This window comes from Rhizobium sp. P2_G2 (assembly GCF_056403555.1).
This window is the reverse complement of record NZ_JBFUFF010000080.1, coordinates 1-14,647: the sequence shown is the minus strand read 5'-3', so window position 1 is coordinate 14,647 and position 14,647 is coordinate 1. Positions and strand designations below refer to the sequence as shown.

The 14,647-nt window shown below is 57.3% G+C and carries 17 protein-coding genes; 2 read left to right on the top strand and 15 right to left on the bottom strand.

Annotated elements, in window-relative coordinates:
* Window positions 1-72: 72 nt before the first annotated feature.
* Genes AC1D06_RS32545 through rfbC form a run of 8 tightly spaced genes read right to left on the bottom strand, consistent with a single transcriptional unit; the run spans window position 73 to window position 8,338 of the window.
* Entirely contained in the window at window positions 73-1,038 is a 966-nt protein-coding gene (locus AC1D06_RS32545) for a glycosyltransferase family 2 protein (protein WP_477873957.1), read from the bottom strand.
* Window positions 1,035-2,207, bottom strand: a complete 1,173-nt coding sequence (locus AC1D06_RS32540) for a glycosyltransferase family 4 protein (RefSeq protein WP_477990016.1) — start codon at window positions 2,205-2,207, stop codon at window positions 1,035-1,037. The genes AC1D06_RS32545 and AC1D06_RS32540 overlap by 4 nt, the downstream gene beginning before the upstream one ends.
* Entirely contained in the window at window positions 2,204-3,577 is a 1,374-nt protein-coding gene (locus tag AC1D06_RS32535; RefSeq protein ID WP_477990015.1) for a glycoside hydrolase 5 family protein, read from the bottom strand. The genes AC1D06_RS32540 and AC1D06_RS32535 overlap by 4 nt, the downstream gene beginning before the upstream one ends.
* A 58-nt stretch (window positions 3,578-3,635) precedes the next feature.
* Complete coding sequence (locus AC1D06_RS32530) at window positions 3,636-4,862, bottom strand: glycosyltransferase (RefSeq protein WP_477990014.1); 1,227 nt, start codon at window positions 4,860-4,862, stop codon at window positions 3,636-3,638.
* Between the two features lie 48 nt (window positions 4,863-4,910).
* Window positions 4,911-5,795 (bottom strand): glucose-1-phosphate thymidylyltransferase RfbA, encoded by an 885-nt coding sequence (rfbA, locus tag AC1D06_RS32525; RefSeq protein ID WP_477990013.1) that lies wholly within the window; start codon window positions 5,793-5,795, stop codon window positions 4,911-4,913.
* The gene (gene rfbD, locus AC1D06_RS32520) at window positions 5,795-6,694 is read right to left on the bottom strand and encodes a dTDP-4-dehydrorhamnose reductase (protein WP_477990012.1); all 900 of its coding nucleotides are present in this window, start codon (window positions 6,692-6,694) and stop codon (window positions 5,795-5,797) included. The genes rfbA and rfbD overlap by 1 nt, the downstream gene beginning before the upstream one ends.
* 8 nt (window positions 6,695-6,702) lie before the next feature.
* On the bottom strand, window positions 6,703-7,758 hold the full coding sequence (rfbB, locus tag AC1D06_RS32515) for a dTDP-glucose 4,6-dehydratase (RefSeq protein WP_477990011.1): 1,056 nt from the start codon (window positions 7,756-7,758) through the stop codon (window positions 6,703-6,705).
* A gap of 1 nt (window position 7,759) precedes the next feature.
* Window positions 7,760-8,338: a dTDP-4-dehydrorhamnose 3,5-epimerase gene (gene rfbC / locus AC1D06_RS32510; RefSeq protein ID WP_477873969.1), complete on the bottom strand. Its 579-nt coding sequence runs from the start codon at window positions 8,336-8,338 to the stop codon at window positions 7,760-7,762.
* A 524-nt stretch (window positions 8,339-8,862) separates the two neighbouring features.
* On the opposite strand from rfbC, the gene AC1D06_RS32505 reads away from it, so the two are divergent.
* A complete protein-coding gene (locus tag AC1D06_RS32505) occupies window positions 8,863-9,096 on the top strand; it encodes a DUF6429 family protein (RefSeq protein ID WP_477873971.1) in 234 nt (77 codons plus the stop codon).
* 61 nt (window positions 9,097-9,157) lie between these two features.
* Here AC1D06_RS32505 and AC1D06_RS32500 read toward each other — a convergent pair whose 3' ends face one another.
* Window positions 9,158-9,511, bottom strand: a complete 354-nt coding sequence (locus AC1D06_RS32500) for a hypothetical protein (protein ID WP_477990010.1) — start codon at window positions 9,509-9,511, stop codon at window positions 9,158-9,160.
* A 311-nt stretch (window positions 9,512-9,822) separates the two neighbouring features.
* Between AC1D06_RS32500 and AC1D06_RS32495 the strand changes: the two genes are divergently transcribed.
* Window positions 9,823-10,038, top strand: coding sequence for a hypothetical protein (locus AC1D06_RS32495; protein ID WP_477990009.1), 216 nt, complete (start codon window positions 9,823-9,825; stop codon window positions 10,036-10,038).
* A 95-nt stretch (window positions 10,039-10,133) separates the two neighbouring features.
* On the opposite strand, the gene AC1D06_RS32490 is transcribed toward AC1D06_RS32495, so the two are convergent.
* The 6 genes from AC1D06_RS32490 to AC1D06_RS32465 form a co-directional block, all read right to left on the bottom strand.
* A complete protein-coding gene (locus AC1D06_RS32490; protein WP_477990008.1) occupies window positions 10,134-10,364 on the bottom strand; it encodes a hypothetical protein in 231 nt (76 codons plus the stop codon).
* A gap of 244 nt (window positions 10,365-10,608) precedes the next feature.
* The gene (locus tag AC1D06_RS32485; protein ID WP_477873979.1) at window positions 10,609-10,953 is read right to left on the bottom strand and encodes a hypothetical protein; all 345 of its coding nucleotides are present in this window, start codon (window positions 10,951-10,953) and stop codon (window positions 10,609-10,611) included.
* A gap of 218 nt (window positions 10,954-11,171) precedes the next feature.
* Window positions 11,172-11,756, bottom strand: coding sequence for a WcaF family extracellular polysaccharide biosynthesis acetyltransferase (locus AC1D06_RS32480; RefSeq protein WP_477990007.1), 585 nt, complete (start codon window positions 11,754-11,756; stop codon window positions 11,172-11,174).
* A gap of 416 nt (window positions 11,757-12,172) precedes the next feature.
* The gene (galE, locus tag AC1D06_RS32475; protein WP_477990006.1) at window positions 12,173-13,183 is read right to left on the bottom strand and encodes a UDP-glucose 4-epimerase GalE; all 1,011 of its coding nucleotides are present in this window, start codon (window positions 13,181-13,183) and stop codon (window positions 12,173-12,175) included.
* The gene (locus AC1D06_RS32470; protein WP_477990005.1) at window positions 13,180-14,301 is read right to left on the bottom strand and encodes a glycosyltransferase family 2 protein; all 1,122 of its coding nucleotides are present in this window, start codon (window positions 14,299-14,301) and stop codon (window positions 13,180-13,182) included. Before AC1D06_RS32470 ends, galE begins: the two co-directional genes overlap by 4 nt.
* Window positions 14,302-14,383: 82 nt before the next feature.
* Window positions 14,384-14,647 (bottom strand): hypothetical protein (locus AC1D06_RS32465; protein WP_477990004.1); only part of this gene is annotated, 264 nt, incomplete at its 5' end.

Here is a 14,647-nt window from a genome sequence, read left to right as displayed (position 1 = left end):
TCGTGGGCATGTCGGCTTCGGTTCGTATACGAAAAAGCATCCATCACAGATGTCTCCTCTCTGCTTTGCCCATCACGACCTGCAATTCACAATCTTTTGGATTCCTGGCGATTTCATGAGCGGCAGAGTATAGCGCTTTCTAAACAGCAGGAGGCTTCTTATGTGTGTTCGGCCGGCGAACGTCAACGGACCTGCTGAGCTGGAACGCTGGTGGTCGTGAACGAGCTGTGCCCCAGGATAGCAGATCACGCGCTTGCCTGCACGCCAGACGCGAGCGCAAAGATCGACATCTTCCATGTAGAGGAAATAGCTTTCGTCCATGCCGTCGAGTTTTTCATAGAGGTCGCGGCGTATGACGAAGCCGGTTCCCATGACCCAGTCGGCATCGAAGGGATGTTCGCCGATCCAGGCGTCACGCATCAGGTGGCGGTCGATTCGGCGCTGCATCATTTGCCCGGCCTGCTTCACCCGGCGTGCGAACACATCCATGAGCGAATAGAAGCGCCGTGCGGAATACTGCCTGCTACCATCAGGGTTTATCAGATCGAGGCCGACAATCCCCACATCCTCATTGGCCTCCATGTGGTTCAGTACGGTCGAAACGCTGTCGAATTCGAAATAGGTGTCGGGATTAAGGACGAGGAGGTAGCGGCCCGTGGCGTTGCGGAAGCCGACGTTCACACCGGCGCCGAAACCGCCATTGTGGGAGGCCGCGACAAAGACGACCTCCGGCGGAACCCCTTTTTGGATCCGCTCGAGCGAGCCGTCCTGAGAGTAATTGTCTACAACCAGGATTTGGTCGGGCCGGGCGACACCCGCGGCGACGATTGAATTGACGCAACGTATCGTGAGGTCAGAGGTTCGATAGTTGACCACAATCACATTCAAATTTGAAGTGTCACCCATGCTTCGCCTCAGTTTCCTTGGCTTACCAAACTTATAACGTCTTTTGAGCTGTCTGATCAACTCAACACTACGAAAGGAATAGTTTTTTGAATCTAAAGTAAATTCGTCGCCGTTGCTGTTGTGCGGTGTCATCGGTCCAGTCCCCTGAGCAATGCTCCAGCCACCTGCTTCGGGTCGAAGGCGTGGCGAATGTTGTTGGCGGTCTCCGGGGCAAGCCGCGCCCCGGAACGTATGACCTCGCGCAGCTGCTCGGCCCATATATCGGCGTCAAGCGGCTGGTCGACATAGACAGCCTCGCCCAAGGTCACTTCCGGCAAAGACGTAACGGCGCTGACAACGGTCGGCACACCGAGCCCCATCGCTTCCGCCGCAGGCATGCCGAAGCCCTCGTAGATGGACGGGAGCGCGAATACCCGCGCGTTGCGGTAAAGCGCGCCCAGCTCAGCGTCGGAGACGATCCCGGTCAGCTTGATACGGGATGCCGATCGGGCACTGGCGTTTTCGGCGATCATCCGGTGCTTCTCATCGGATTCCTTGCCAGCAAGATAGAGATGCAGGTCCGGCTCGCTCTCGGCAATCCGGTCGAAGGCCTTGATCAGCGTCGACAGGTTCTTCTGCGGGAAGGGGTGGCTGACGGTGAGAATATACGGCTTTTTTACCAGTTCCGTCACCGCATCGCCGGCCGGAGTCCCATCCTCAAATCTGCCCCACTCGATCGCGTTGTAAATAACCTTGCATTTCGCCGCCGCTTCCTTGCCAAAATACTGCTCGACGAAATTCTTCTCGGATGTCGAGATCAGGAAAACGACATCGGCGCTCCGGAACATGCGCGGCAGATAGAAGTCCAGCCAGGCACGCCGTTTCTGGGTGTGGAAATGCGGCAATACCTTGTATTGGACGTCATGCAGGAGCACGGCGCAACGCGTTTTCCTCAAGCGTGGCGGCAGGAAATAGTTCGGATAAAGCGCCCAACCCTGCTTGTGGGCGCGCCATTCATACATCGTCTCTTCAAAGAAGCGGCTGTTCTTCGGTCCAGGCAGCGGCGGCATTCTGAGCTGCCGGACATGCTGCGCCGATGCCATCCAGCTCTGGAATTCTGGGGAGAAGCGGTCGGCATCCGCATAGGCCAGGGTCAGCTTGGCAGGCGTTTTCGCCAGACCATGCACCAGATTGTATATTGACGATTCCGTCCCGCCGATCTTGTGGTGGCGTACGGAAAACAGCGGAACCGTCAGGTCGACAGCTGGGACTTCGGCATTTGCCGAAGCCGTTTCAAAGGAGGATCGCACGGCGTAATTCATCGTTGTTGTACCACCTTGATCCTGACCGTTGCCGAACTGTCGGCCGTGTAGATGACCGGAACACGCCCCAGCTCTCCGGGAGCAGTGCCCGGGCTGAGCACTTGATCACACATCGTCTTCCCACCGGTCGCGCCGCTCAGAGAGAATCGAGTTGCTTTGTTCGAAGAGGTCCACAATGCGATCGTTTGCCGCCCCTCACGCGTTGCCCTCATGAGGAAGACCGATGGAAACGGGCGCTCGACCTGGACGAAATCCGCGTTTCGCACAATGGCGGCCGCCTCGCGCACGAAGCATTCCCCCGGCTTGGGCTTGTTGTCATAGGTGAACAGGCCAAAATTGTTTTCCGGGTCCGTGGGATCCGGGCCGATGTTCTTGAGTTCATGCTGCCAGATGCCTTTGATCCAAGGCAGGGAGGAGGCCTGCAGGATAAATTGTGAGAAATTTACCGCCGCATCGTTGGGGTCGACAGCGCATTTGCCTTTGTGCGTCGGCCAACCAAACTCGGTCACGTAGATCGGAGTCGTTCGGCCGCCGCGGATATCTTTCAGCGCAGACTGCAGCAGCTTGGCGCGCTCGACCAACTCGCTGGCCGTGCGCTTCGAAGCCTTCAGGCAATGATTGTAAAGATGAATTGACAATCCATCCGCGCCGTCAAGGGCGCCCTCGCGGACGATTGCCCGCGCCCAGGCCCAATCGACATCATCGCCGACCGCGCCGACCAGGATCGTCGCTTCGGGAGACTGGCGGCGGATTTCCCGCACCGCGGCCTTGGCGACGCGCACATAATGGACGGCCGCGCGTGGATCGGACGCTGGTCCTTCCCCGGTCAGGCGCGGCATGTCCACACCGGTGCCGATGCCGATATTCCACTCGTTCCAGATTTCGTAGATGGGCTTGTAGGGGGCCATCGCCTCAGTGGCCTTGTCGAGATAGCTTTGGAAGGAGCGCAAGGCATCGTCGGAAATCGGCGGCACGCCACCCGGCACGAAGCTGTTTGTCAAACCCACATTGATCAGCGGCCTGAGACCCGCAGCCTGCGGCAGAAAGTTCATCAGCCGTTGCGATTTCGTCAGCACCGGCCCGTTCTTTGCCGTGAAGTCGAAGGACTGCCAGGGTAGATAGTCGCGGAACGAATTGGCCCCGATCGCATGCAACTGCTCCAACCCGACCTTGGCCGAAGTATAGCCATACTCGTGGACGGTACCAAAATGCGTGTTGGCGCCGATCAGAAGCAGCGTTTCACGCTTGGCCGGGTGTATATCGGGGGAGAAAATCACGGTCTTCGTCTGACCGGGACTCGCGGAAGGCATGGCAAGCAGCAGCGCGAAGCTGGCAAGCAGGCATGACATTCGCCTCGTGATTTTCACCATTGGAAATTGCATCTCGTCTCTCGTTCGTGTGGCTATCGCGCCGCCTCGTGCACTCTGCTCAGGCCGTCTTCACTCCCTTGAAATTCTTGATTTCCTCGATGAACTGCAGATAGCGCTGGCCCAGATAATCCTGATCGAATTCGCCGGCACGGCGGGCGGCGTTGTCCTGGAACCGGGCCAGCAGGCCGGGTTCGGACAGGATTCGTTCCAGCGCGCCCCGCCAGGCCTCCGTGTCGCCTGCCGGGATGATGAAGCCATTGTCGTCGTGCTTGACCAGTTCGGGGATGCCTCCGGAATCGCTGCCCAGCACCGGCACGCTGAGGCCGAGCGCCTGAATCACTACGCCCGGCGAATTCTCGAACCAGATCGAAGGAATGCAAAGCATGTCTGCCGCTGCTATGTGGTTGATCGCGTCCTGCAGCGGCAGGTGTCCGGTGAATTTCACCCAGTCGTGGCGTCCGTAGCGTTCGCGCAGTGCCGGCTCATAGCCGCCGCCGCCGACAATATCGAAGGTGAAATTATATTTCGCCCGAAGCGGCTCGGCGGCGTCGAGCAGCACGTCGATGCCTTTCGACTCATGCAGGCGACCGGCATAGACGAAACGAACGCCGTCGGCCGGCTCCCGCTTCACCGTCGGCGCCGGATATTTATTGGCGTTGAGAATGTGAGCGTGCGGGTAGTCCTTGAGCGGCTGGTACTTTGCGTTTTCTTCCAGGTTGGCGAGCGACGGGGAACTGAAGCCGATGCGTGGCATCGAGCGGATGCCCCGGCGCTTGACTGCCACTGAAAGCTTGCAGGGGAAGSACTGCCCTTCACAATTCTTGTTGTTGGCAAAGCGGTTCATGCGGAAGCAGGACAGCGCCATGTCCGGCATGACATAGAGCGCCGGAATGTTGCGCTTGCCGAGTTCCTGCAGCACGTTGTGGCCTATGCCGGTCAGATAGTGGATGTTGCAGAAGTCCGGCTTGAAAGCATCGAGCACCCGCCCGACGATCGTCGGGTTGCGCGGATCGAGATGATCCTGCAGATGCCAGAGCGGCTTCAGATATTTCTGTTCGACGCGGCCTTGCTTGAAGATCGGATAGGGGCGCGGCATATAGATGCTCCACACCCGCATGCCGTCGACCATTTCGCCGTCCTTGACTTCCTCGGGCGTTTTCGCGGCCATCAGCACGCCGATCTCATGGCCTTGCTTCAGGAGCCAGCTCGAAAGATTGAATGCCGATATCTCTGCACCGCCCAGCACATTGGGAGGGAACATGGCAGATATAACCAGAATTCGCATCACTATTCCTTCTTCCTGTCCGGTCTCGTCCTGTGGCCGTCGGGTCGATCAGACGCCTAGGCCGTATCGGTCTGTCCCAATCTGCTTGAGATATTGACCATAGGTGCTCTTGCCGAGTTCTGCGGCCAGCTTCTGCAATTGGTCTTCGCTGATATAGCCGAGACGATAGGCGATCTCCTCCGGGCAGGCGATCTTGAAGCCCTGGCGTTTTTCGAGGCTCGAGACGAAATTCGACGCGTCGATCAGGCTGTCGGGGGTGCCGGTGTCGAGCCAGGCATAGCCGCGGCCCATGAGTTCGACCGAAAGTTGGCCGCGCTCCAGATAGATACGGTTGACATCGGTGATCTCGAGCTCGCCGCGCGCCGAGGGCTTGAGATTGGCAGCGATGTCGACGACCTGCTCATCGTAGAAATAAAGCCCGGTGACGGCCCAGTTAGATTTCGGCTTGGCCGGCTTTTCCTCGATCGAAATCGCGCGCATGGCGGAATCGAATTCGACCACGCCGTAGCGCTCCGGATCGGTGACGTGATAACCGAAGACGCGCGCGCCCTGCTTTTTGGCCGAACCGAGGCGAAGCAGTTGCGGCAGACCGTGGCCGTAATAGATGTTGTCGCCGAGGATCAGTGCCGAAGGGCCGCCTGCGACGAAATCGGCGCCGATGATGAAGGCCTGGGCCAAGCCGTCYGGGCTTGGCTGGACCGCATAGCTGATCGAAATACCCCACCGATTGCCATCGCCGAGCAGGTCTTCGAAAGCAGCCCGGTCGTGGGGCGTGGTGATGATCAGGATGTCGCGAATGCCGGCGAGCATCAGCGTCGTCAGCGGATAGTAGATCATCGGCTTGTCGTAGACAGGCATCAGCTGCTTGGAGACCGCCTTGGTGATGGGATAAAGGCGCGTTCCAGAGCCGCCGGCGAGGATAATTCCCTTCATTATGGATTCCCTTTACTTTTGGCGACAAGCCGGTCAAGCACGGCCTCGGTCGATTGCCGCCAGTCCGGAAGGGTAATGCCATAGGCATGCCCCAGGCGGGCGGTCGAAAGCCTCGAATTGGCCGGGCGGCGCGCCGGCGTCGGATAATCGGCCGTGGTGATCCTCTCGACGGTGACGGTCTTGCCCGTCCGGGCCTCGAGGCCAGCGAAGATCGCCTCGGCAAAATCGGCCCATGTGCCGCTGCCGCTGCCTGCGAGATGGAATATGCCGCGCAGCGACGGATCGGCGTCGGCCGTCATCCGCCGCGCCACCGCGATCACCGCATCGGCGATGTCGAGGGCGCTGGTCGGCTGGCCTTGCTGGTCGGCCACCACGCGCAACGTGTCGCGCGTTTCAGCGAGCCGAAGCATCGTCTTGACGAAATTGGCGCCGAACGGCGAATAGACCCAGGCGGTGCGCAGGATGGCGTGATTGCCGGTCGCGCCGAGCACGCGCCGTTCGCCTTCGAGCTTCGAGCGTCCGTAAGCCGAGGTTGGCCCGGTCGGGTCGGTTTCGATATAGGGGGCGTGCTTGTCGCCGGCGAACACGTAGTCGGTTGATAGGTGAATGATGGGAATGCCAAGCCGGGCCGCAGCCTCCGCCACTGCGCCTGCGCCATCGGCATTGACGGCGAAGGCAAGCTCGGGTTCGCTCTCGGCCTTGTCGACGGCGGTATAGGCTGCCGCCGAGACGATGACGTCGGCCTTGGCGCTGTCCAGCGCCTTCGCCACCGATTCGGCATTGGCGAGATCAAGCTCCGGACGGCCGACGGCGATCACATCGACGTCGGCCAATGCCGTTGCCCTTTCGACGAGTGCGCTGACCACTTGGCCCGTTTTGCCTGTTACGACGATCCGCATGCGCAACATTAACCCCGTTTGATCAGGCCGAGACGCTCGCCACTATAGACGCCGTCCCTGAGTGGCCGCCACCACCATTCGTTTTCCAGGTACCATTGTACCGTATTGCGAATGCCGGTGTCGAAGGTTTCTCGCGCCTTCCAGCCGAGCTCGGCCTCCAGTTTGCTCGCGTCGATCGCATAGCGCGCATCGTGACCGGGCCGGTCCGTGACGAAATTGATCAGGCCGCGATGCTTGGCGTCCTTGGGTGCAAGTTCATCGAGCAGGTCGCAGATGCATTCGACGACGTCGATGTTTCGCCGCTCGTTACGGCCCCCGACATTATATTTCTCGCCGAGGCGACCGCGGCTCGCGATCAGATGCAGCGCCCGGGCATGATCTTCGACATAGAGCCAGTCGCGGATATTGGCGCCCGCGCCGTAGACGGGGAGGGGCTGGCCGGCCAGCGCATTGAGGATGGTCAGCGGGATCAGCTTTTCCGGAAAGTGGAACGGCCCGTAATTGTTGGAGCAGTTCGACACGACGACCGGCAGGCCATAAGTCCGCTGCCAGGCGATCGCCAGATGGTCGCTGGCCGCCTTCGAAGCGGAGTAGGGCGAGGACGGATCATAAGGCGTGAGTTCGTGGAAGAGGCCGTCTTCGCCAAGCGAGCCATAGACTTCGTCCGTCGAGACATGCAGGAACCGAAAGGCTTCTTTTTCCGCTTCCGGCAACCCATTCCAATAATGCCGGGCGGCCTCCAGCAAGCTGAAAGTGCCCATCACATTGGTCTCGACGAAGGCGCCCGCGCCGCTGATCGAGCGGTCGACATGGCTTTCCGCCGCCAGATGCATGATTCGATCCGGGCGGAAGCTCTCGATGGCGCTGGCCATCTTGGCCTGATCGCAGATGTCCGCCTTCAGGAAGCGGTAATTCGGTGCGTTCTGGATCGATGTCAGCGAGGCGAGATTGCCGGCATAGGTCAGCTTGTCGACGTTGAGCACTTCGGCGCCGATATCGCGCACCAGATGCCGCACGAGCGCAGAGCCGATAAAACCTGCCCCACCAGTTACAAGTATACGCATGTCACGACTCCTTGGAAGAGGGGCGGTAGGTGAAGGATGGCGGCAGGTCCGCGAGCTTGGGCTGCACCGCGTCCTTGCCGGAGAGCACGACGTTATCCAGATCGATGGGCCATGCAATGCCGATGTCGGGATCTTCCCAAAAAAGGCCGCGGTCATCCTTGGCGCTATAGGGGGCGGTCACCTTGTAATGGATGATCGTGTCCGGTTCGAGTGTTGCAAAACCATGGGCGAAGCCGGCTGGAATCCACAATTGTTCGCCATTGTCGGCCGAAAGCGTCGCGCCGACCCATTTGCCATAGGTGGGCGAGCCTTGCCGGATATCGACGGCGACATCGAAAATCGCTCCCGCAATGCAACGTACGAGCTTGCCCTGCGCAAACGGCTCAAGCTGAAAGTGCAGCCCGCGCACGGTACCAGGCTGCGCCGACAAAGATTGATTGTCTTGCACGAATTGCACATCCGCGACATTCTCGCGGAACCAACCGTCCTTGAAAACCTCGGAGAAATAACCTCTTGCGTCGCCGAACCGGGCGGGAGTGATCTTGCACACATCGTCGATGGCAAGGCGTTCGATCTGCATCATCATCCTTCCAATTTTTGACATTGGTTAAAACCGTTCATGACGCATTTCAAGCAAAAAATGTTGCGTTGCACAATGTGTCTCGGCTTAAAAATATCCAAATTGGCTGATTCCGCCCGCTGTCGTTGAGGCATCGGGAGCAATTTTCACCGGGATTTTCAGATGGTTAATCAAACCTTACGGATACTCGTGTACTTTTTCCGGATCGACTTGCAATAGGCAAATCATCCCTCACGGTGATCAGCCCGAGATCAAAAAGTACAACTTCCATCGCAGATGGCAATGTTCAAGCCGAGGCCGGCTCTTGGGAAAGCCGCGGTTGCGGGCGCAAATGTCAGGCCTCGATAGCTGGTCGCCTTCGCAATATCTTGCCTCGGCTTGAAAAGCGAACGGTGGCCAGGCCGACGCCGGCCAATAAGACGGATATCGATCGCAACGCGCCGGGATTTTTTCCTTGGGGAGTTGCGACTTAAACACTCCGAATGCCGTAGGATATCGGATGGCGGGTATGTTATCATCGCGGCATGGAGATCGACGAGGACAAGATCGACGAGGCCGTCCTGGCGCTACTATGGCTGACACTGCATGACGGGCGTCGCGTGTGGAAAGGTTTTGATTGGGACACGCTGGATCGATTGTTCAAGAAGGGCCTGATAGGCGATCCGGCGAACAAGACGAAATCATTGGTCTTGACCGATGAAGGCCTCCAGCGCTCGGAGGAACTCTTTCAAGCATCGTTTGCGCGGCCGCCGCGATAGCAGCCTTTTCACTTTCTGACCTGATGTGCGTCCGTGGATGACGCGTCAAAAAACGCTGTCGCTATGGCATGTATTTGATTTCGATCGGACTGCCGTCGCGTTGGCATATATTGGTCGCGTAAACGGTCATGTCCTTCTTGATATAAAATTTCCTGCGTAAGTCCTGTGGATTGTTCCAGTCCATCATGAAGGTGAATTGGCAGTCTGACCAATCGTTGTCGATCCTCACCGTTTCGATGTCGTTGGCACCGATAGGAAAAACGATCAGGTTCTCCGTGCTGGGCGTGAGATCGCTTGCCCAGGCGAACAGCCGATAGATTGGTTTGTCGCTCGCATTGCGGATGCGAATTTCCTCGGCAGAGGCCGAAGATGCGATCAGACAAGACAAGACAAGGGAGCACATTGTTCGTCGCACGCTTGCTCCTTTCTGCGTTCGATGACGTCCTAGCCCTTATTGGATAGGGCTGGCTGCGAAAATCTCGCTCCGAGAGACCTTTGTCAATGCCAAAGACAATGCGTGATGGCAATTTCACAAACCGCGTCGGATCAGATGCCCTCCAAAAATGCCGGAAACCAAGGTCGGAACATGTTGGTTCCCTCAGTTTTCAGACGTCGTTTGCTCGTCTGGCGCGGGGTAGAGGCTGCATTTTTTCGTTCTGCGTTTCCGGCCGGTGAAAATATTGGGGTTGTAACGGGCGGGTGGATCTCTATGTGAGGGGGATGAGTATGCCTGCAAATGTCGCCGAATGGTTCCGTCGCGCCGATCAACTCGGGCCGAGCGGTCGCGTCTGGTTGATCGACGTGTTGGTCGACGATGCCCAGGCAAAACAGCTTGTTCATCTTATCAAGCGTGGCGAAATTTCTGTCAGGCGGGTCGCGCACGGTGGGACCGCGATGCTCGAGGTCACGCGCCAGGACGAGCGCGCCGAGGCGCTCGATTGAACCTGCGCCATCGGCTCCGGTCCACGCTTTCCGTTCCGCTGTCTCGCATTATCGGGCGTCTGTGCCGTCTGCGTCGGCTTTGAGCTGTGACGGGTTCAATCCCTCAGGACGGGAGTTTGATGCACTTGCCGGGACAAGGCAGCCAAGCGCCGTTTGAGGAAGAGCCGCTCGAGAACTTCGACAGCGGTGATGCAGCAAATCATGGCCGCGATCACGACAATCGATCCGATGGAGATGCCGTGGTCGTAAGCATTATTGCTGTCCACCGTGGCGCGATCTTTGCCATCGCCGACATTGCCGTTATTCGCGTCGGTGTTGTTTGCCATCACACAATCCTCCTGCCGCCACAACGCGCAGAAAATGTGAAAGTTCAAGCTAGCAGATGCGGCATAAGATCGCTATCGCCTTTTTGTGAGTAGCAGACGATTTGCTTTTATCAATTTGGAAGACGTTACGCGAACAAAAGGCTGCGCACGACTGCTTAAGAGTTTCGTCCACCCTCTGTTCCCCGGCCACTTTATAAGACCCTGTTGGGCTGAGCGTGTGGCGAATGTGAGCGAAGAAGATGCTCTAAGCGGGAATTGCGAGCGCCAACACATTGTTGCCGATGTCGCCGCCGACAGCAATCTCGATCTCTCTGGGAATGGCACCCTGATCATCTTCGGAGGGGTCCGTGCGAGACATGAAAACTATTTCGATCAAGCCTTGAGCTGTCAGCGCCACATCGAACAGGTTATGCGTATCTTCCCGCGTCCCGCGTTTTACGGTGATATAACCCAGCCGTTGCGCTTGCGCCAGAAACTGGATTTCGGTCGGCTTGATGATTGCAGGGTCGAGGCGATAGGAGCCGGCGAAACCTTGAGAATAAATCTTTTCATCGAGAAAAATCAGCAATTCCCTGATCGATGCGAACATGATTCTCTCCTGACGCGCCCTCAAGATAGCAAAAACGGGTGCTCGTGAAACCTGAATATCAAAATAATCTTAAGAATATTATTAGAACGCACTAAGACTGACACCCTCTGGGTTAAGCGAGACCCGGCCGCGGGCTGTGTGTTTGCACCAGGCAATCTCCAAGCCGAAGCACAAGCCCTCAAGCCAGTATTCCTGCTTCGCCGGGAGGTGCGGCCTCGCTATTCGCCTTCCGGCGGCTGGTTCTGATTGCGCATTCCCTTGGAGATCGCGGGCTGTCCGGCAACGATGGTGAGTTCCGGCACGTCTTTGAGCACCAGGCTGCAGGCCAAGACGACTGCACCCTTCCTGATCGTTACGCCCGGCGCGATAAAGCAATTTGCCGCAACCCAAGCCTGATCTTCGATCACAATCGGCTTGGTCACCATGTCGAATGTGGGCTTGTGGAAATCGTGTGTGCCGGTCACGAGCTTCGTATATTGCGACACGACGGCATCACTTCCAATTTTGATTGTATCGAGTGTGTAGACATCGACGAAATCGCCAATCCATGCCCGGTCCCCGATCTCCAGCCGCCACGGATAAGTGACGCGGACACTCGGCCGTATGATGACGCCTTCTCCAATGCGTGCACCAAACAGCCTGAGCAGGAAACGACGCCAACCATACATGAACTGAGGCGAGGTGTGCATCAGCAGCGCCTGGACGATCCACCAAAGCTGCACTTTGAACGGAGAAGCGCCGCGCAGATTATCCGGGTTGCGATACCGGCTTAGATCCTGCGCTTTCGAATTCTGAGCAACCACCAACCAAACCTCCGAATCATGACCGCACGCTCTAGATGCCAAAAGCGGTCTTTCGGCAAGAGAAGGCTTCCTAAAATGGCGGAAGGGTGGCCGAATGGCGTGCCGGCGTAAGAAATGCGATGCCGAGTCACAAACGAACCGGATAAAGTCAGGCGCCCGGCATATCCGCCGGTCTGTAGGCGCCGATCACGCCGCCTCGCCAGCCGGTGATGCTGCCGTGAGGAGATTGCCGGTCAGTCAAAAACGCTCGACCCGCAACAGATCTATTTCCGGGGCCATCCTTTGTCCGGAGGACCAAACTCGCTTCGACCGGCGGCCAATCCGCCTCAGTTCGATCGACGCAAGCGCGATATGGACGATAGGAATGGGAAAATTGCGTCGATGCGTTGGCAATCAAACATTGGCCCGAACGGTTATCAGGCTTGCTCCAACATTTTTTCCTTGTTGAGCCGAGAGTTCGTGGTGTTATGCCATTGCCAAGCGGTTTCGACGATCGTCTTCAACTTGGACAGCTTCGGCTTGAAATTCAGTACCTTTTTCGCCCGGCTGGGATCTGCAACCAATATGGCGGGATCGCCTGGCCTGCGCGCGCCCGTCACCTGCGGCATACGCTTACCGCTCACTTTTTCCACCACGCGCAAGACATCAAGGATGGAGCTTCCTTTTCCTGTTCCCAGATTGAATGCATCCGTCCGGTGACCGTCCAGCAGCAATTCCAGGGCGGAGACATGTGCGTCGGCAAGATCGCTCACATGCGTATAGTCCCTGATGGCCGTGCCATCCGGTGTATCGAAATCCGAACCGAAAATCTGGAAATCCGGAAGCAGGCCCTGGACATGCATGATCGCCCGCGGAATGATGTGCGGTTCCGGATCGCGCTTTTCGCCGATGCAGCCGTCGGGTGATGCGCCTGCAGCATTGAAATAGCGCAAGGAAATCGATCGCAGTCCATAGGCGTGGTCGAAATCGCCAAGCATCTGTTCGCAAATCAGCTTGGTCCTGCCGTAGGGGTTTATCGGCTGCTTTTCCGAATCCTCGACGATTGGCAGAATCCGTGGTTCGCCGTAAATGGCGCAGCTGGACGAAAAGACCAACGGCACGGAACCCGCCTGCCGCACTGCGTTGAGCACCGAAAGTGTTCCGCTGACATTGTCTTCGAAATATTCCGCCGGGTGAATGACGGATTCACCGACATAGGCACGCGCCGCGAAATGCATCACCCCAACGACATTATGCTTGCGGATCGCCTCCACTATGTGAGCAGTGTCCGCTATCTCGCCATGAACCAGCGGACCCCAGCGAACGAAATCGCGATGGCCAAGGGAGAGATTGTCGTAGGTGACCGGTCGAAAGCCGGCTTTGGCAAGCGCGAGACAGGTATGGCTGCCGACATAGCCGGCACCACCGATGACCAAGACATGCTTCATCCTGCTCTCCCCAGCTTTGCGATGGCGCTGCTGGCCTGTGATGATTTTTTCGTCGTGCTCACGCCCGGAGGATTGAATGCGGACAGTTTTTCGTAGAGCGCGCGCTTCGCTTCCCACCAGGCATCAAGGCTCAATTCCGTTGGATCAAGCGACAAGAAAAATGGCCCTGTATGCTGGACGGGCGCATAGCCAAGGCGCCGGCGTATTGTGCCGGTGAGCCGACGAGCCACGGCGTGAGGCCACCGGTCTAGCGCGAATTTGCGTAGCGCAGATGGATTTGTAAGAAGCAGTTTGTAGGCATATTTTAAGCAAGCCCTGAATTGCAATCGGCTTGCCAGATTGTCGAGCGAAAATTCGTAGACCTTGGCCATCGCCAGTTTCTTGCAAAACGCCGGCAGCTGCGGATTGCGCGCCAAATGGCGTTCGATGACCATGTTGAAGGCCCGCACCATCCGCTTTCGATCACTGGACATATTGCCTTCGTAAACACGATATCCGACGTGATGCTGGGGGACACACCTGATTTTGTATTTGGCGGCGATCTTGAGCTCGAAATCCAGGTCCTCACAGCCCCCCGCCTTGAGACGGACGTATTCCTCCTCATAGCCGCCGACTTCTATCGCGACTGCGCGGGTGACGAGAATGCTGCTGCCATTGCCGACCGGGTGGATGACGATGTGCGGAGCGAGTGAAAAATCGACCGCTGGCCAGAACCAGCTGCCGCGCGGGACCCGATCATCGGTGTCGATGATGCGATAAAGCGAGAAACACGCAACGACGTTTTCGCCGCCTTGCTCCAAAGCAGAAACCTGGCTTGCGATTTTCGACGGATGCCAAAGATCGTCGGCATCCAGAAAAGCTACATAGAATCCTTTGGAGATTTCGATACCGTAATTACGCGCGGACGCGACGCCTCCATTTTCCTTATAGTAATACTTAACATTGCTGAATTTTTCGGCGCAACGTCGTGCAATAGCTGCCGTACCGTCCGTCGATCCATCATCGACAATGATAATTTCAAGATTGTCGTAAGTTTGATTTGCAGCGCACTCCACCGTGCGCTGCAAAAAGGCTGCAGCGTTATAGGCCGGAATTATTACACTGACGCGCTTGCTCATATCGATTTTGGATCTCCTCCCCCCATCTCCGCTTAAGATAAGTTTTATATCGATAATAATCAATCCCCATTGTTTTACTTAGTTAATCGCAGGATGCTTTGGGCTTATCCTGAAATTGTGGCGGGAAGGAAACCGAGCGCGGAAGTTTATCGTGTGAAATTTCAATTTTTAACTGTCTCATAATGAAAATGATCACCGCAAGCACCAATGATACAGCCACCACAAGATAATCGTAATGATTGTATCTTGCGCATCGCCTTCTCATAGTGGAGAAGCTCGTCGAGGAGGGGCTAGCAGTTACTTTCCCATCTTCTACAACAACGCCGTAATCACAAGCAATTAGAGC